At 73.0% G+C, this 16820-nt stretch carries 15 protein-coding genes; 2 read left to right on the top strand and 13 right to left on the bottom strand.

Annotated features, from left to right (window positions below):
• Together ABD140_RS37120 and ABD140_RS37115 are read right to left on the bottom strand one after the other, a co-directional pair.
• A partial coding sequence (locus ABD140_RS37120) for a PRC-barrel domain-containing protein (protein WP_344247213.1) occupies window positions 1-436 on the bottom strand: 436 nt, incomplete at its 3' end.
• Between the two features lie 33 nt (window positions 437-469).
• A complete protein-coding gene (locus tag ABD140_RS37115) occupies window positions 470-1189 on the bottom strand; it encodes a DUF4352 domain-containing protein (protein ID WP_344247211.1) in 720 nt (239 codons plus the stop codon).
• A 292-nt stretch (window positions 1190-1481) separates the two neighbouring features.
• Here ABD140_RS37115 and ABD140_RS37110 point away from each other — a divergent pair, with 292 nt between their 5' ends.
• A complete protein-coding gene (locus ABD140_RS37110; protein WP_344247209.1) occupies window positions 1482-2336 on the top strand; it encodes a glycerophosphodiester phosphodiesterase in 855 nt (284 codons plus the stop codon).
• 4 nt (window positions 2337-2340) lie between these two features.
• Here the strand turns inward: ABD140_RS37110 and coaE are convergent, their stop codons facing one another.
• The 9 genes from coaE to ABD140_RS37065 all read right to left on the bottom strand — a co-directional run bounded on the left by coaE (window position 2341) and on the right by ABD140_RS37065 (window position 12714).
• Window positions 2341-2943, bottom strand: coding sequence for a dephospho-CoA kinase (gene coaE / locus ABD140_RS37105; protein WP_344247207.1), 603 nt, complete (start codon window positions 2941-2943; stop codon window positions 2341-2343).
• Window positions 2944-2985: 42 nt separating this feature from the next.
• A complete protein-coding gene (locus ABD140_RS37100; protein WP_344247205.1) occupies window positions 2986-3447 on the bottom strand; it encodes a GNAT family N-acetyltransferase in 462 nt (153 codons plus the stop codon).
• Entirely contained in the window at window positions 3447-5333 is a 1887-nt protein-coding gene (locus tag ABD140_RS37095; protein ID WP_344247203.1) for an endonuclease/exonuclease/phosphatase, read from the bottom strand. Before ABD140_RS37095 ends, ABD140_RS37100 begins: the two co-directional genes overlap by 1 nt.
• 67 nt (window positions 5334-5400) lie before the next feature.
• Window positions 5401-6867, bottom strand: a complete 1467-nt coding sequence (gene rpsA / locus ABD140_RS37090) for a 30S ribosomal protein S1 (protein ID WP_344247201.1) — start codon at window positions 6865-6867, stop codon at window positions 5401-5403.
• Window positions 6868-7096: 229 nt separating this feature from the next.
• Window positions 7097-8221 (bottom strand): polysaccharide deacetylase family protein, encoded by a 1125-nt coding sequence (locus ABD140_RS37085; protein WP_344247199.1) that lies wholly within the window; start codon window positions 8219-8221, stop codon window positions 7097-7099.
• A gap of 226 nt (window positions 8222-8447) precedes the next feature.
• Window positions 8448-9863: a sensor histidine kinase gene (locus ABD140_RS37080; RefSeq protein WP_344247197.1), complete on the bottom strand. Its 1416-nt coding sequence runs from the start codon at window positions 9861-9863 to the stop codon at window positions 8448-8450.
• Window positions 9860-10579 (bottom strand): response regulator transcription factor, encoded by a 720-nt coding sequence (locus ABD140_RS37075; protein WP_344247195.1) that lies wholly within the window; start codon window positions 10577-10579, stop codon window positions 9860-9862. The genes ABD140_RS37080 and ABD140_RS37075 overlap by 4 nt, the downstream gene beginning before the upstream one ends.
• Window positions 10580-10695: 116 nt before the next feature.
• Window positions 10696-12102, bottom strand: a complete 1407-nt coding sequence (gene lnt / locus ABD140_RS37070) for an apolipoprotein N-acyltransferase (protein ID WP_344247193.1) — start codon at window positions 12100-12102, stop codon at window positions 10696-10698.
• A gap of 42 nt (window positions 12103-12144) precedes the next feature.
• Window positions 12145-12714, bottom strand: a complete 570-nt coding sequence (locus ABD140_RS37065; protein WP_344247191.1) for a GNAT family N-acetyltransferase — start codon at window positions 12712-12714, stop codon at window positions 12145-12147.
• 66 nt (window positions 12715-12780) lie between these two features.
• Between ABD140_RS37065 and ABD140_RS37060 the strand changes: the two genes are divergently transcribed.
• Window positions 12781-14259 (top strand): aminopeptidase P family protein, encoded by a 1479-nt coding sequence (locus tag ABD140_RS37060; RefSeq protein ID WP_344247189.1) that lies wholly within the window; start codon window positions 12781-12783, stop codon window positions 14257-14259.
• Window positions 14260-14463: 204 nt separating this feature from the next.
• Here ABD140_RS37060 and ABD140_RS37055 read toward each other — a convergent pair whose 3' ends face one another.
• The gene (locus tag ABD140_RS37055; RefSeq protein ID WP_344247187.1) at window positions 14464-15270 is read right to left on the bottom strand and encodes a PhzF family phenazine biosynthesis protein; all 807 of its coding nucleotides are present in this window, start codon (window positions 15268-15270) and stop codon (window positions 14464-14466) included.
• Between the two features lie 74 nt (window positions 15271-15344).
• Complete coding sequence (locus ABD140_RS37050) at window positions 15345-16811, bottom strand: glutamate synthase subunit beta (protein WP_344247185.1); 1467 nt, start codon at window positions 16809-16811, stop codon at window positions 15345-15347.
• Between the last annotated feature and the right edge of the window lie 9 nt (window positions 16812-16820).

Raw genomic sequence — 16820 nt, 5'->3', positions numbered from 1 at the left:
CGCCGGGCTCCGTCCGCCGCTCCCCCGCCGCGCCGGTCCCCGTCGCCGCGGCCGCGGCCGCGGCGCTGGTGCGGCCCGTCCCGCTGGAGGGGGTGGTGGTCGTCGTGCGCGACTGCGACCCCGGTTCCATCCCGTAGTGGGCGCGCAGCTGCGCCTCCTGCTCGGGGGTGATGTGCCGGTCCACGGTGAGGTCGGGCGAGTCCTTCACCTGGTGCTTGTCGTAGGGGACGGTCAGGTCCTTGCCGGACAGCGAGCTGCCGATGAGCGGGACGAAGCGGTCCTTGCCGCCCAGCAGCCCTCCCGTCCGCACCCGTGCCCACTCCTGGGCGCCCGTCACGTCGTCGAAGAAGATCTGCTCGATGGTGCCCAGTTCCTCACCGTCGGGTCCGGTCATGCGGGCGCCGAGCAGTTTCTTGATGTCCATGGGTGTGCTCATGACTCTTCTCCAGAATTTGCGTGAACGACCCCGTCAGCCCGCATTGACAATGGTCCACTGCTCGCTCCCATTGCTGCGCAGCCGTACCGAACTCACCGTGGAGCCGGTCGGGACCTGGAAGACATAGGCGCCTTTGACACTCCTTCCGGCGGGGACGGCCTCCTTCACGGCGTTCCCGCCGGGCAGCAGGGCGCCGGCCTCCCCGTTCCCCGTGTAGTAGGTGTTCCCGGAGGTGTAGACACGCTGGTATCCGGGCGTCGCGTAGCAGTCCTCCGTCCCCGAGTTCGTCAGCGTCGTGTCGACCACGACGAAGGCGCGGCCGGACGGCGCGCGCTGGTAGCGCCCCGTGTTCCCCTCCTGCAGCTGCTCGGCCGGGGGCCGCAACGCGGTGTCGCGGAAGTCCAGGGCGCAGCCCGGCGCGGTGGTGGAGGTCCCGACCGGGGCGACGGGCCGCACCACGGTGGCGGGCGGTCCGGTGACGGTCACGGTCGGCCTGCTCTGGACGCCGCCCTGGTCCTGGCCCATGGTCGCGATCCCCAGGCCGCCCAGCAGCAGCCCCGCGGCCGGGACGAGCAGCCAGGCGGGGTTGAACCCCCGCTTGGGCGGGCCGCCCTCGGCGGTGGAACCGGACTCGCCCCCGGGCCCGAAGGCCTCCGCGGCGGTGGACCCGGTCGCCCCCTCGGACGCGGCGCGGTCCCGGCCGGGCTCCGGCCCGGTGCCGCTCCCCTCGTTCCAGGGACCCTTCTCGGCCACGTCGTCGCTCCTTCGTCGGGATCTCCACTCATCGACACGCTAAGTCCGGTCATTCCCTGACAGAAAGAGCACAGAGCCCTATACATCCGGTTCTTGGGGAATTCTTAAAAGCCGGAAAAGCGGGAGTTTCCGCTTATCACGAAGGATCATCCCGGAGCGGAACATCCGGCATGCCGCCCGTACGCTGGCGACCCTTCACCCGATTGCCCTACGGTGGTCACCGCCCGCCCACACCGGCTTCACCGCGCGAACGCACGGTGGAGGGGTCACGACCCCAGGGAGGAGCATCCGCATGCCGCGGCCTCGCGCTCTGTTCACCTCGACCGCACTCGCCACCTGCGCCGTACTCGCCCTCGCCGGCCCCGCCTCCGCCGACCGCGAACGCCGGGCCTGGGCCCACGTGGAGATCATCGCGCACCGCGGCGCCTCGGCCCACGCCCCGGAGAACACCCTGGCGGCGTTCCGCGCCGCCGCGCGGATGGGCGCCGACCTCATCGAACTGGACGTCCGGCAGACCCGGGACGGGCACCTGGTCGTCGTCCACGACCGCACCCTCACCCGCACCACCGACGTGAAGAAGCGCTTTCCCAAGCTCAAACCCTGGCGGGTGGGCGACCTGACGCTCAAGCAGATCAAGAAGCTGGACGCCGGGTCGTGGTTCGGGCGCCGCCACAAGGGCGAGCGGGTGCCCACGCTCGCCGAGGCGCTGCGCACCGTCAAGGCCGCCCGGCTCAAGGCCCTGGTGGAGCTGAAGAACCCCGAGGAGTACCCCGGGATCACCGGGCGGCTCCTCTCCCACGTGGAGAACGACGCCTACTGGACGAGCTACGAGCGGCTCACCGTCCAGAGCTTCTCCTGGCGCTACGTGCGGGCCGTCACCGAGGCGCTGCCCGCCGTGCGGGGGACCGTCCTCGGCCACCCCGGCACCCTGGAGCTGCTCGGGGTGCGCTGGTACGCCGGCGCCGTCCACCCCGCCAAGGGCAACATCACCCCCGCGTACGTCCGGGACGCGCACCTGCGCTGGCTGGACGTCTACGCCTACACCGTCAACGACGCCGACACCATGGTGCGCCTCCTGGAGTACGGCGTGGACGGCATCACCACCGACCGGCCCGACCTGCTGTGGGAGCTGCGCCAGGAGGACTGAGCCCTCAGGAGCGCCGCTTCTGCAGGTCCTCCCACAGCTCCTCGACCTGCTCGGCCAGCCGGGCCAGGGAGCCGGAGTTGTCGATCACCCGGTCGGCGATGGCCAGGCGCTGCTCCCGGGTGGCCTGGGCGGCGATGCGCTTGCGCGCCTCGGTCTCGTTCATGCCCCGCAGGTCGGTCAGCCGCGCCAGCTGGGTCTCCACCGGGGCGTCCACCACGACCACCAGGTCGTACAGCGGCTTGAGGCCGTTCTCGGCCAGCAGGGGGACGTCGAAGAGGAGCACCGCGTCCTGCGGCGCCGCGTCCTGGAGCTCGGCGCTGCGCGCCCCGATCAGCGGGTGGGTGATCGCGTTCAGCTTCGCGAGACTCTCGGGATCGGAGAAGACGATCGAACCGAGCTTCTCGCGGTTCAGGGTGCCCTCGGCGGTCAGCACGTCCGCGCCGAACTCCTCGACGATCTTCGCCAGCCCCTCGGTGCCGGGCTCCACGACCTCCCGCGCCAGCGCGTCGGAGTCGATGAGCACCGCCCCCGCCGCCGCCAGCCGCCGCGAGACCTCGCTCTTGCCCGAACCGATGCCGCCGGTCAGCCCCACCCGCAACCTGCTCACAACCCCGAGCCTCCCTGATCGTTCCGCGCGTCCCTGCGCACCCTAGCCGAGGGGCTTGCGCAGGTGCACCAGCACCAGGTGGTCCGAGACCCGCTCGCGGCGGAACTCGGCGTAGCCCAGGCGGCGGTACAGGCGCAGGTTGCCCTCCGAGAGGTGGCCGGTGAACAGCAGCAGCGCCGAGGCGCGGCCGGCGACCTCGGCCTCGACCGCCTTCATCAGGGCGCTCCCCAGGCCCCGGCCCTGCCGGTCGGGCGCCACCACCAGGCGGCCGACCAGGCAGGTCTCCCCCTGGATCCGGGCGCGCACCGCGCCGACGACGCGGGCGCCCTCCACCGCCTTCAGCACCACGGCGGAGGGGTCGTCGAACAGCGCCCGCACCTGCTCGGGCGGCTCCACCAGCGGAGCCAGGAACGGGTCGCCGTACAGCTGCGCCTCGCTCACGTAGGCGGCGCGCTGCAGGGTGAGGATCTCCCCCGCGTCCCGCGCCTCGGCCAGGCCGATCATCAGTCCGCCTCGGCGGTCACCGCGACCATGCCGTCGCGGGGGCTGACCGCCTCGGAGAACACCAGGTCGTCGGTGCAGAACACGCCCTGCGAACCGGAGTCGTGCGCCCCGGCCGCACGGCGCAGGCCGGTGCCGTTCAGCGGCTCCAGGCCGTCGCCGTCCAGCGCGACGCCCATGTCCCCGGCGACGATCGTCCGGGGGGCGCGGCTCCAGGCCCGCACCAGCTCCGACAGCTCGGCGCGCCGGTGCGCCGCCTTCTCCTCGCCGGGGGCCAGCCGCGCCGTCCACACGTCCACGGTGCCGTCGCCCGTCCTGAGCCGCGCCCAGAGGTAGCCGCGGATCTGCTCGCCGCTGAAGACCCGGCCCCCGCCGGAGGATTCGACCTTCAGCGAGGTGAGGATCGCGTTGCCGTACTGGGAGTCGGCCGCCGGACCCCACACCAGCGTCATGTCGAGCCGCCGCGACAGCCACACGCCCAGGTCCGCGGTGCCCGAGGCGGTCGCGCCCCGGCCCACGTCCTGCAGCGCCACCACGTTGGCCTTCTGCGCCTCGACGTCCTTCGCGACGCGCTCGGGGTCGAGCTTGCCGTCGTGCATCGCCTGGCGGATGTTGTAGGAGACCACCCGCAGCCGCGTCTCGCCGGTGGCCGACTCCGCCTCGCCGCCCGACAGCGCGAACACGCCGGTCGGGACGGCCAGCACCAGGGACGCCCCCAGCGCGGCCACCGCCCGCTGGGGGGCGCGGGCGGGCAGCGGGCCGCCGCGGGAGGCGGCGATGGAGGCCAGGAGGCCGATGAGGATGCCCGCGCAGGCGCTGAGCGCGTTGTTGGGGAACGGCAGCGGGTGCGAGGGGTTGAGCGTGTAGGGCACCAGGATCACCAGCAGCGCGAACCCGCCGAGGGCGGCGCCGACGTCCACCCGCCAGATCGGCCCGCCGTCCCCGGCGCGGCGCAGCGGCGCGCGGCAGGCCACGGCCAGCAGCCAGGCGGCCAGCACCTGGGCGGGCACGACCGCGAAGATGATCACCCGGCCCTCCAGCGCGTAGGTGCCCGCCACCGCGCCGGCGCACAGGCCCAGCACCGTGCCGCCCAGCACGCACACCCCGCCGGGCACCGCGCGGACCGCCAGGCCCGAGGCGAGGAACGCCAGCGCGAGCGCCTGGCCGGCCAGCACCGCCAGATGGGCCGAGGTCAGCGACAGCCAGCCGGAGGAGGCGACGAAGGCCGGGCTGGAGAGCACCAGCACCTGCAGGGCCAGGAAGGGGCCGAGGGCGGCGGCGCCCATGGCGTCGCGCCAGGAGATGCCCGGCGGCGGCACCACGCCCGAGGAGAGCTCGCGCACCAGCGCGGCGACGCCCACCCCGACCAGGACCAGGCAGACCGCCCAGGCCGCCGGGCCGCTCTGCCAGGCGGCGTCCCAGGTGCCGAAGAGCATCCGCAGGCTGGTGTCGACCGCCAGGCCGGCGGTCGCGGCGATGGCGAAGCCCACGCCCGACAGGCCGCGGGCGCTCTCGTACAGCGCGGGAAGGGCCAGCAGGCCCAGCGCCGTCGCCACCACGGCCAGGTCCAGGACGGGGCCCACCCCCTGGACCACCAGCCGGGACAGCAGCAGCCCGCCGATGCCCAGGCCGGTCAGGACCCGCGGGCCCAGCAGGGGCCGCAGGACGGGCGCCAGGAAGGGGACGAGCGCCACCGGCAGCGCCACCGCCAGGGCGGTGCCGACGGACAGCTCGACGAAGACGGGGAGGGAGTAGCGGAGGGTTTCGGCGAGCAGGGCGACGGTGACGCCGATCAGTGTCAGCCGCGCGGCGCCCCCGGGGACCAGTGAGGGCCCCGCCGGCACTCCGGCAGGGCCCTCGCTGTAGGTGCCTTTGTCAGTCGTGACCACCCGAAGATGGTATCGGCTGACGGGACCGGCTCACCCCCGCCGAGACGGGAGGGGACCGGTCATGTGCTCACTGACCGCCCGAGAGCTTCTCGCGCAGCGCGGCGAGCGCCTCGTCGGTGGCCAGGGCGCCGCCCGTCGGCTCCTCGGAGCCGCCGGTGTAGGTCGTCTGACCGCCCTCGCCGCCCGCGGCCTCGGCGTCGGCCTTGCGGGCCTCGTCGATCTGCTTGCGGTGGGCGTCGAAGCGCTGGCGCGCCTCGGCGTACTGGCGCTCCCAGGTCTCGCGCTGGGCGTCGTAGCCCTCGAGCCACTCGCCCGTCTCGGAGTCGAAGCCCTCGGGGTACTTGTAGTTGCCCTCGGCGTCGTACTCGGCCGGCATGCCGTAGAGGGTGGGGTCGAACTCCTCGTCGGTGATCTCCATCGCGCCCTCGTTCGCCTGCTTCAGCGAGAGGCTGATGCGACGGCGGTCGAGGTCGATGTCGATGATCTTGACGAAGATCTCGTCGCCCACCTGGACGACCTGCTCGGGGATCTCCACGTGGCGCTCGGCCAGCTCGGAGATGTGCACCAGGCCCTCGATGCCCTCCTCGACGCGGACGAACGCGCCGAACGGCACCAGCTTGGTGACGCGGCCCGGCACGACCTGGCCGATCTGGTGGGTGCGGGCGAACTGCTGCCACGGGTCTTCCTGGGTCGCCTTCAGCGACAGGGAGACGCGCTCGCGCTCCATGTCGACGTCCAGGACCTCGACCGTGACCTCCTGGCCGACCTCGACGACCTCGGAGGGGTGGTCGATGTGCTTCCAGGACAGTTCGGAGACGTGGACCAGGCCGTCGACGCCGCCGAGGTCCACGAACGCACCGAAGTTGACGATCGAGGACACGACGCCCTTGCGGACCTGGCCCTTCTGCAGGGTGTTGAGGAAGGTCTGGCGGACCTCGGACTGGGTCTGCTCGAGCCAGGCGCGGCGGGACAGGACCACGTTGTTGCGGTTCTTGTCCAGCTCGATGATCTTGGCTTCGAGCTCCTTGCCGACATACGGCTGCAGGTCGCGGACCCGGCGCATCTCCACCAGGGAGGCCGGGAGGAAGCCGCGGAGGCCGATGTCGAGGATGAGACCACCCTTGACGACCTCGATGACCGTACCGGTGACGATCCCGTCCTCGTCCTTGATCTTCTCGATCGTGCCCCAGGCGCGCTCGTACTGGGCGCGCTTCTTGGACAGGATCAGGCGACCTTCCTTGTCCTCCTTCTGGAGGACCAGGGCCTCGACCTCGTCGCCGACGGAGACGACCTCGTTGGGGTCGACGTCGTGCTTGATCGAGAGTTCGCGGGACGGGATGACGCCCTCGGTCTTGTAACCGATGTCGAGCAAGACCTCGTCTCGGTCGACCTTGACGACGACGCCTTCGACGATGTCGCCGTCGTTGAAGTACTTGATGGTCAGATCGATCGCGGCGAGGAAGTCCTCCGCCGAGCCGATGTCGTTGACCGCTACCTGCGGGGTGGTCGAGGTGGCTTCGGTGCTGCTCGTCATGTGTGGGCTGGCTCCGGATACGGACATGAGTCGGTCTGCGAAGCGCGGCGGGCCGATTTCGTCCCTGCCAAGACCGGAGAGGGAGCCTGAGCCCCCGGAAAGACCGATGTCGACCAGATCGAGCGTGCGCCTGCTCCGTCCGAGGCACCGCAGGCCCACAGCGCAGCGATCAGCATATGAGAAGAAGGGGCCCCAGGTCAATCGGCACGACCCGCGGCCCCCTGGAAAGCTAGTAGACCCGGGCCTTCGCGGCGTATTCCGGGGCCAGCTGGGAGATCGATGCCGAAGGTGCGGTCACCGTCGCCGGATCACCATCAGATGTGTACCTGCTGTCGGGATTTTTGTCCAGTGTTTCCAACCACGCGGTGGAGCAGAACTGGTCGCACCCGTCCTTCTTGACCTTGTCCTCGGAGCGTACGCGGGAGATCGCGGTGCGGTCGAACTCCTTGGAGAAGACCGACACCGAGGGCCTCCAGCCGGCCAGGAAGACGCCCTGGAAATCCCAGGTCTCGCCCTTGGAGACGAACGCGTTGTCCTTGGCCCTGGTCCGCGGCGCGTTGCCGAACGGGTACGCGAAGGTGACCGAAGGCGCACCGGCGATCTTCTTCACGACCTCCTCGACCTTGGAGATCTCCGCCTTCACCTTGCTCGTGGGCATGCCCGCCAGGTTGGGATGGGTGTAGGTGTGGTTGGCGATCTCGAAGCCGTGCTGCGTCAGCCAGGCCACCCCGGCGTTGGCCTCCTCGCCGAGCTGGAACGGGTCCTTGTTGACGAAGAACGTGGCCACCGGCCGGAAGGCCGGGTACTTGGCGCTGGTCTCCTTCAGGATCGCCACCGCCGTGTCGGGCGCCGGGTTGCCCGCGGCGTCGAGCGCGAACTGGGTGGGGTTGCCGTCGTCGAAGGTGAGCACCACCGGGTGGGTGCCGGCCGGGATGTCGATGCGGCCCTGCACGAACTCCGCCGCGGTGACCGGCACGTAGTTGCCCTTGGCCAGCCGCTCGAGCTCCTTGCGCAGCTCGTCGGGGGTGCGGTCGATCTCCGAGCCGCCCTTGGCCAGGATGCGGTGGTACATGATCACCGGCACCTGGCCGAGCTCGTTGGCCTTGGCCTGCGCGGCCTTGGGGTCGGCGGGCTGCGGCGGAGGCGGCGGCGTGGAGGGCGTCGCGGTCGGCTTGGCCCCGGGGGAGGCCGGGGCGGTCGGGCCGCCCGAGACCGCCGCCGGCACGGCCTCGGTGCCCTGAACGGCCGGCTTGACCACGGTCGTCCGGTCCCCGTCGTCCTCGGGCGGCAGCAGAAGACCGAACAGCAGCGCGGCGCCGATGACCAGGACGGCGAACTTGTGAAGTGTGGGCACTCGGATCTCCTGCGAGAGACGGGAGCAACAGCCTAGAGCCGGTTCCCCCGGCCGTCCCGTACCTCGGAGATCATCGTGTGTCCGCGCCGCCCGGTCAACGCGTTCGGACGATCACCCCGGTTCGTACGGCAAGGAGGTCCCTTCCCCCAGGTCGATGGCCTTTGTGTTGGCTCGTACCCAGGTAGCGATCTCGTCACTCCCCGTATCGCGCCCGCCGGGCCGCGCCTCAAGCGGGCTCGGGCCGGCCCGGCAGGACGAGCCTGGCCACCGTTCCGCCGCCCGGGGCGTTCTCCAGCCGCACCGTGCCGTCCGCCTCCTGGACGACCTGGGCGACGATGGACAGGCCCAGGCCGGAGCCGGGGAGGCTGCGGGCCGACGGGGAGCGCCAGAAGCGTTCGAAGACGTGCGGGAGGTCGGCCTCGGGGATGCCGGGGCCGCCGTCCCGGACGGTCAGCTCGCCCTTCTGCAGCACGACCTCGACGGTGCCTCCGGGCGGGCTGAACTTCACCGCGTTGTCGCAGAGGTTGACCACGGCCCGCTCCAGGGCGTCGGGGTGGCCCTGGACGTACCAGGGCTCCAGCCGCGCCTTCACGTCCAGGCCGGGGCCGCGCAGCCGTGCCCGCTCCACCGCGTGCCCGACCACCTCGTGGAAGGCCACCTCCTCGTGCTGGCGGGTCCGGGCGGCGGGGCTGCCCAGCTGCAGCAGGTCGCCGACGAGGGTGGTCAACTCGCGCATCTGGGCGCGCAGGCTGGCCAGCATCCCGCTCTTGGTCTCCGCGGGCAGGTCCCGGCCGGTCTCCTCGCTTCTGATCAGCAGGTCGATGTTGGTCTTCATGCTGGTCAGCGGGGTGCGCAGCTCGTGCCCCGCGTCGGCGATCAGGACCCGCTGGCGCTCCCGCGAGGCCTCCAGCGCGGCGGTCATGGCGTTGAAGGAGCGGCTGAGCCGGGTGATCTCGTCGGCGCCCCGCTCGGGGATGCGCACCGACAGGTCCTCGGTCCTGGCGACCTCCTCGACGGCCTCGGCCAGCCGGTCCACCGGCCGCAGCGAGGCGCGGGCTGTGAGCAGGCCCGCCGCCGCCGACAGCCCCACGCCCAGCAGGGAGACGAGCGTCAGCGTGATCGCCAGGCTGCCCAGGGGCTCGGTGACGCGGTCCAGCGGCAGCGCCGTCATCAGCGCGCCCCGCTCCTCGGTGCCCCGGACGGAGAAGGAGACGGTGTAGATCCGGACGTCGATCTTCTGGCCCGTGTAGTCGGTGCCGGTGCCGGTGGAGAAGGCCTCCCTGAGCCCGCCGCCCGCCACCTGCTCGTCGACCGGGGCGATCGGCATGACCCCCTGGTCGGGGATGGTGCAGCGGGTCCCGTCCTGCTTGACCACCTGCTGCAGCTCCTCCCGGGGCAGCTGCCGCTCCCCCCGCCGCCCGTTCCCCACGGTCGGCTCCGAGGTGCAGTTGGTCAGCGCCTCGTAGGTGATCATCTCCAGGAAGGGGCCGCCGGGCACCCTGCCGCTCAGCTGCCGGTCCAGCTCCGAGTACAGCTCCTGGCGGACCAGGAACCAGCTCGCCGTCGCGCAGACGGCGACGGCGACCGCGACGGCCGCGGCGGTCAGCAGCGCCAGCCTGCCGCGCAGGGTGAGCCTCCTCATGAGGCGGCGCGCAGCACGTAACCGACGCCCCGGACGGTGTGGACGAGCCGGGGAAGGCCTTCGATCTCGGTCTTGCGGCGCAGGTACATCACGTACACGTCCAGGGAGTTGGACGCCGGCTCGAAGTCGAAGCCCCACACGGTCTCCAGGATCTGCTCGCGGGTGAGGACCTGGCGCGGATGGTGCAGGAACATCTCCAGCAGCATGTACTCGGTGCGGGTCAGCTCCAGGGGGCGGCCGTCGCGGGAGACCTCGCGGGTGAGGGTGTTCATGCGCAGCCCGGCGAACTCCAGGAGCTCGTCCGGCTCCCGCGGCGGGGCCTCGGCGGAGTAGGCGCCGCGGCGCAGCAGGGCGCGGATGCGGGCCAGCAGCTCGTCCAGCTCGAACGGCTTGACGAGGTAGTCGTCGGCCCCGGCGTCCAGGCCGGTGACCCGGTCGCCGACCATGTCGCGGGCGGTGAGCATGAGGACCGGCGTCCTCTCGCCCAGGGTGCGCAGCCTGCGGCAGGCGGTCAGCCCGTCCATGCGCGGCATGAGCACGTCCAGCACGATCAGGTCCGGCCGCAGCTTCTCGGCCCGCTCCAGCGCCTCGACGCCGTCGGACGCCTCGTCGACCCGGTACCCCTCGAAGATCAGGCTGCTGGAGAGCGCCTGGCGCACCGCGGGCTCGTCGTCGACGACCAGGATGTGGGGGCGCTCCTCTTCGGGATCGTTCATGCCCCCACGGTAACCAGCGCACACACCGCTCCCGCCGTGCGGAGCACCTTCTCAGCGGGCTCTCATGGACTTCTCAAGGAACAGGCGCCCGCGGCACGGCGAGGAGCGGCGCTCCTTCACGGGCGCCCGGAGGCCGCCCCCCGGTCAGGCGCGGCCCGCACGCCCAGGCCCGCGACCAGGAGCAGGCACAGGAGCGGCACCACGTCGCCGAGCCTGGCGTAGAGCGTCCGGGTTCCGGGGTCGGGCGGGCGGAGGGTCACGGTGACCGTTCCGCGCCGGTCGGTGTCGAACCAGGCCAGGCGCCGGCCCCGGGAGTCGAAGGCGGCGGAGACGCCGGTGAGCGCCGCCTGGACCACCGGGCGGCCCGTCTCGGCGGCGCGCACCGCGGCCAGGGCGGCGTGCTGGGGCGGGGCCCAGCTCTCCTGGAAGGTGGACGTGGAGGACTGGACGACGACCACCCGCGCGCCGCCGTCCACCGCGGCGCGGCCCAGGTCGGGAAAGGCCGACTCGAAGCAGATGAGCGGGGCGACCGGCATGCCCTCCACGTCCAGGACGGTGCTGCCGGTGCCGGGCACGCGGTCCTCGGAGGCGGCCCTGCTGATCTTCGTCAGCCAGCCGAAGGCCGGGCGCAGCGGGATGTACTCCCCGAACGGCACCAGCCGTGTCTTGACGTACCTGCCCCGCTCGACGCCGTCGACGAGCAGCACCGAGGACTTGGAGATGCGGCCCCCGGCGACGCGGGCGTCCTCGTTGACCAGCAGGGTGCCCAGGGGCGCCAGCCGTTCGCGCAGCTCGGGGGCGCGGCTCAGGTCGGTGCCCACGCTGCTCTCGCCCCACACGACCAGGTCCGCCCCGGTGACCCCGGCGGTGAGCCTCTCCCCCGCCGCGAACCGCTCGGCGCGGCCGTCGACCACCCCCGGCTGGACGAGCGCCACCCGCCACTCCCGCCCCTGCTCGCCCCCGCCGCCCGCCCACCAGGCCAGGGGGACGCACAGCGCCACGGCGGCCGGCACGAGCAGGACCCTGCGGTCGAACCGGGACAGCGCCAGCACCGCCGCCGTGTTGACCAGGACGAGCGCGAACGACACCAGCCACACCCCGCCCGCGGACGCCAGCGCCAGCACCTCCGGGGAACGCCACTGGCTCGCTCCGTACAGCGCCCACGGGCCGCCGAACCCGTGCCAGGAGCGGAGGTATTCGGCGACCACCCACCCGGCGGGCAGGACGAGCAGGGCCTCCCAGCCCCGGCAGGCCCGTGCCGCCACTCCCCAGGCGGCCCAGGGCGCGCCGAAGACCGCCGCCACCGCCAGGAGGCCGGGACCGATGCTGGGGGCCGTCCAGGAGAGCGCGGCCAGCAGGTATCCGGCCCCGAAGCACCATCCCCGCCGCAGCGCCGCCCGCGGGGACGGCGCCGCCCTGAGCAGCAGCAGTCCCGGCACCAGCGCGACCCACGCCAGCCACCCCAGGTCGGGCCGGGGAAAGGCCAGCACCGGCAGCGCGCCCGCCAGCAGGGACCACAGCACCCCTCCAGTGAACGCGCCCGGCCCGCCGCCCGGCAAGCGCGATCAGTCGTGGGCGTGCGGCCAGGGGCCGAGAGGGCGGGCCCAGACCGTCTCGACGGCGGTCCGGGTGTCGTAGAGGCGGTAGCCCCGCTTGAGGTAGTTGGGCAGGGCGGCGGCGCCGTCCAGGGAGCAGGTGTGCAGCCACACCCGCCGGGTCGGCGGGAGGTCCCAGCGGGCCGCCAGGTCCCAGGCGCGGGCGGTGGCCTCGGTGAGCAGGTGCCCGCCGAGGCCCCGGCCGGTGAAGGCGGGCAGCAGCCCGAAGCAGACCAGCTCGGCCTCCCCCTCGGCGGAGGGGTGCAGCTCGGCGTAACCGGCGGGGGTGCCCCGGTCCCAGGCCAGCCAGGTCTCGACGCCGGGCCGCGCCAGCCACTCCGACCAGTCCCGGTACGACCAGGGCAGCCGGTCCGTCCACAGGTGGTCGCCGCCGACCGCCAGGTACAGGTAGCGGCTGAGTTCGGGGCTGGGCACCTCGGCCCGCACCACCTGCGCCGGCGCGGGCGCGGCCGGGACCAGCTGCCCCGGGTCCGTCTGCTCCAGGTACCAGGTGGTCACCTCGGTCTGCCGGGTCTCCATGGGGCCGATCCTAGGGGTGTTCCGCGAACGCCTGGCACACTCCGTTCCCGCAGCTAGGATGGGCCGATGACACCCTCCAGCGGCATCTCGCCCGCCGGAGACGACCGTTTCGTCACCGGCAGCCACGACCTTCCCATCCCCCCGGCGCTCGCCGAGTTCTTCAAGCACGGCTGGGCCGCCACGGATGTGGCGCTGCCGCCCCTGTCCGCCGCCGTCTACGCCGCCAAGCGGCGGGCCGCGGTGTCCGCCCGGTTCCCCGGCGAGCGGCTGGTGGTGCCCGCGGGCGGGCTGAAGGTGCGCAGCAACGACTGCGACTACGCCTTCCGGCCGCACTCCGCGTTCGCGCACCTGACGGGCGAGACCGCCACCGAGGCCGTGCCCGAGGCGGTGCTGGTGCTGGAGCCGACGCCGTCGGGCCACGAGGCGGTCCTCTTCACCCACCCGCGCTCCCCTCGCGACGGCGGCCCGCTGGGCGCGCAGTTCTACCGGGACCGCAGGCACGGCGAGCTGTGGGTGGGCCGCCGCCGCACCCTCGGCGAGACCGAGGACGCCTTCGGGATGGCGGCCGCCCACCTGGACACCCTGGAGTCGCGGCTGGGCGGCGGGGTGCCCACCCGGGTGGTGCGCGACGTGGACCCGGCGGTCGACGCGATGATCGCCCCGCACGCCGACGACGACGCCGACCGGGAGCTGCACTCGGTGCTGTCCGAGCTGCGCCTGGTCAAGGACGAGTGGGAGGCCGCCCAGCTCGCCGCCGCGGTGGACCACACCGTCACCGGCTTCCACGACGTGGTCGCCGAACTGCCGTACGCCTCGCGGCTGGCCCGCGGGGAGCGCTGGGTCGAGGGCGTCTTCAACCGCCGCGCCCGCCTGGAGGGCAACGGGCCCGGCTACGAGACGATCGCCGCCGCCGGGGCGCACGCCTGCGTGCTGCACTGGATCCGCAACGACGGCCCCGTCCCCGAGGGCAGCCTCCTGCTGCTGGACGCCGGCGTCGAGGTCGACTCCTTCTACACCGCCGACATCACCCGCACCCTGCCGGTCGGCGGCCGGTTCACCGACGCCCAGCGGCGCGTCTACGACCTGGTGTACGCCGCGCAGGAGGCCGGCATCGCCGCGGTGAAGCCCGGCGCGCGGTTCCGCGACTTCCACCAGGCGGCGATGCGCGTGATCGCCGAGGGCCTGGACGCGTGGGGCCTGCTCCCCGAGGGCGCCGAGGCCGCCCTGGACCCCGAGTCCGGCCTGTACCGCCGCTACACCCTGTGCAGCTCGGGCCACATGCTCGGCATGGACGTGCACGACTGCGCCAAGGCCCGCGCCGAGGCCTACCTCGACGGCGTCCTGGAGGCCGGCCAGGTCCTCACCGTCGAGCCCGGCCTCTACCTCCAGCCCGACGACCTCACCCTCCCCGAGGAGCTGCGCGGCATCGGCGTCCGCATCGAGGACGACCTCCTGGTCACCTCCGACGGCGCCGTCAACCTCTCGGCCTCCCTCCCCCGCCGCTCCGACGAGATCGAGTCCTGGATGGCCGAACTCCAGAGCTGACGGCGGACGACCGCAGCGAAGCGAGGACCGGCCGCCGTCACTTCGGGGGCCTGGGGGTCGCCCCCCAGAACCGACAGCCGCCGACCGCAGCGAAGCGAGGACCGGCCGCCGTCACCCGGGGGCCCGGGGGTCGCCCCCCAGAACCGACAGCCGCCGACCGCAGCGAAGCGAGGACCGGCCGCCGTCACCCGAGGGCCGAACGCCTCAGACCAGGAGGTCGCCCTTGAGGATGGTGACGGCGCGGCCGGTCAGCAGGACGCGGTCGTCGCGGACGGTGGTGCCCACGAGGCCCTCGCGTTCGGAGAGCTGGCGGCCGGTGAGGGTGGTGCGGCCCAGGCGGTCGGCCCAGTAGGGGGCGAGCATGCAGTGGGCGGAGCCGGTCACGGGGTCCTCGTCGATGCCCACGGCGGGGGCGAAGAAGCGGGAGACGAAGTCCTCGGGGGCGCTGTCCTCGGCGGGCGCGGTCACGCAGACGCCGCGGGCGTCGATGGTGGCCAGGAGGGCGAGGTCGGGGTTGAGGCGGCGCACCGTCCCGGCGTCGGGGACGACGGCCAGGATGTCGTTCTGGGCGTTGTGCGCCACCCAGCCGGGTTCGACGCCCAGGCCCGCCGCCAGCCCGGCGGGGGGCTCGGCCAGCCGGGCGGCGGGCACGGCGGGGAAGTCCAGCTCCAGGCCCTTCTCGGTGCTCCGCACGGTGAGCAGGCCGCTCTTGGTGTGGAACTCGGCGGCCTCTCCGGCGGCCACGAGGCCCTCGGTGAACAGGACGTGCGCGGTGGCGAGGGTGGCGTGGCCGCACAGCCGCACCTCCACGGCGGGCGTGAACCAGCGCAGCTCGAAGCCGCCGCTCTCCAGCGGGCGGACGAAGGCGGTCTCCGAATGCCGCATCTCGGCGGCCACCCGCTGCATCCACCCCTCCGACGGCGACACGGCGGGCCCCTCCACCAGGCAGACCCCGGCGGGGTTGCCGCGGAACGGCTGGTCGGTGAAGGCGTCCACGACGAAGATCCGCATGTCACCACCCTAAGCCGCCGGACGGCGAAGGGCGCGCTCCCCTGTGGAGAGCGCGCCCTGTGTCGCCGGAGCCGTCAGGCGATGGGACGGGCGGTCGGCGGGATCGGGTACGGCAGCCCGGTCTCGCCCTGGAGGTCGCGGTCCACGCGGGAGGCCGCCGCGCGGCCCTCGGCGATCGCCCAGACGATCAGGGACTGGCCGCGGCCCATGTCGCCGGCCACGTAGACGCCGTCGACGGAGGTCTTGTAGTCCAGGTCGCGGACCACGTTGCCGCGCCCGTCGAGCTCGACGCCGAGCTGTTCGAGCAGCCCCTCCTTCTGCGGGCCGAGGAAGCCCATGGACAGGGTGACCAGCTCGGCCGGGATCTCCCGCTCGGTGCCCTCGATCGGCTTGAAGCCGGTCTGCGGGCCCTCGACGTCCACCACGCGCAGCGCCTTGACGTTGCCGTCCTCGTCGCCGACGAAGCCCAGGGTGTTCACCGCGTAGACCCGGGGGCCTCCGGCGGCGTCGAGCTCCTCGTGGGCGCTCTCGACCTTGAACAGCATCGGGTAGGTCGGCCAGGGCTGGCCGCCGGGCCGCGTCTGCGGCGGCCGCGGCATGATCTCCAGCTGGGTGACCGAGGCCGCGCCCTGGCGCAGCGCGGTGCCGATGCAGTCGGCACCGGTGTCGCCGCCGCCGATGACCACGACGTGCTTGCCCTCGGCGGTGATCGTCGGCGCGGGCAGCGTGCCCTCGGCGACGCGGTTGGCGATCGGCAGGTACTCCATCGCCTGGTAGACGCCCTTGAGCTCGCGTCCCGGCACGTTCAGGTCGCGCCACACCGTGGCGCCGCCCGCCAGAACGACCGCGTCGTACTGCGCGCGCAGGTCCTCGGCGGTGACGTCCACGCCGACGTTGACGCCGGTCTTGAAGACCGTGCCCTCGGCGCGCATCTGGTCCAGCCGCCGCTCGACGTGCCGCTTCTCCATCTTGAACTCGGGGATGCCGCGGCGCAGCAGGCCGCCCGCGACCTCCGCGCGCTCGTAGACGACCACGTCGTGGCCGGCGCGGGTGAGCTGCTGGGCGGCGGCCAGGCCCGCGGGCCCGGAGCCGACGACCGCGACCTTCCTGCCGGTCTTGACGGCCGGGGGCTGCGGCTTGACCCAGCCCTCCTGCCAGGCGCGGTCGATCAGCTCGGCCTCGACGCGCTTGATCGTCACCGGGTCCTGATTGATGCCCAGGACGCAGGCGGTCTCGCACGGCGCGGGGCACAGCTTCCCGGTGAACTCCGGGAAGTTGTTGGTGGCGTGCAGGCGCTCGATGCCGCCCTGCCAGTCCTGCTTGTAGACCAGGTCGTTCCACTCGGGGATGAGGTTGCCCAGCGGGCAGCCCTGGTGGCAGAACGGGATGCCGCAGTCCATGCACCGGCTGGCCTGGCGCTCCAGGACCGGCTTCTGGAAGTCCTCGTAGACCTCCTTCCAGTCGCGGATCCGCACGTCCACCGGACGCCGGGCCGGCAGCTCACGCCGCGTGACCTTCAAAAACCCCTTCGGGTCAGCCATCGAGGTACC

Origin of the sequence: Actinocorallia libanotica, from assembly GCF_039525175.1 — a bacterium.
GTDB classification, from domain to species: Bacteria; Actinomycetota; Actinomycetes; order Streptosporangiales; family Streptosporangiaceae; genus Actinocorallia; species Actinocorallia libanotica.
Note: the sequence above shows the minus strand (reverse complement) of the source record. Positions and strands in the feature narration are given on the sequence as shown.

What these genes read in the sequence shown, in the direction of transcription:
- ABD140_RS37110 (WP_344247209.1), top strand. Translation starts at nt 1,482, where the DNA reads ATGCCGCGGCCTCGCGCTCTGTTCACCTCGACCGCACTCGCCACCTGC.
- ABD140_RS37100 (WP_344247205.1), bottom strand. Translation starts at nt 3,447, where the DNA reads ATGATCGGCCTGGCCGAGGCGCGGGACGCGGGGGAGATCCTCACCCTG.
- rpsA (WP_344247201.1), bottom strand. Translation starts at nt 6,867, where the DNA reads ATGACGAGCAGCACCGAAGCCACCTCGACCACCCCGCAGGTAGCGGTC.
- ABD140_RS37080 (WP_344247197.1), bottom strand. Translation starts at nt 9,863, where the DNA reads ATGAGGAGGCTCACCCTGCGCGGCAGGCTGGCGCTGCTGACCGCCGCG.
- ABD140_RS37075 (WP_344247195.1), bottom strand. Translation starts at nt 10,579, where the DNA reads ATGAACGATCCCGAAGAGGAGCGCCCCCACATCCTGGTCGTCGACGAC.
- ABD140_RS37065 (WP_344247191.1), bottom strand. Translation starts at nt 12,714, where the DNA reads ATGGAGACCCGGCAGACCGAGGTGACCACCTGGTACCTGGAGCAGACG.
- ABD140_RS37060 (WP_344247189.1), top strand. Translation starts at nt 12,781, where the DNA reads ATGACACCCTCCAGCGGCATCTCGCCCGCCGGAGACGACCGTTTCGTC.
- ABD140_RS37055 (WP_344247187.1), bottom strand. Translation starts at nt 15,270, where the DNA reads ATGCGGATCTTCGTCGTGGACGCCTTCACCGACCAGCCGTTCCGCGGC.
- ABD140_RS37050 (WP_344247185.1), bottom strand. Translation starts at nt 16,811, where the DNA reads ATGGCTGACCCGAAGGGGTTTTTGAAGGTCACGCGGCGTGAGCTGCCG.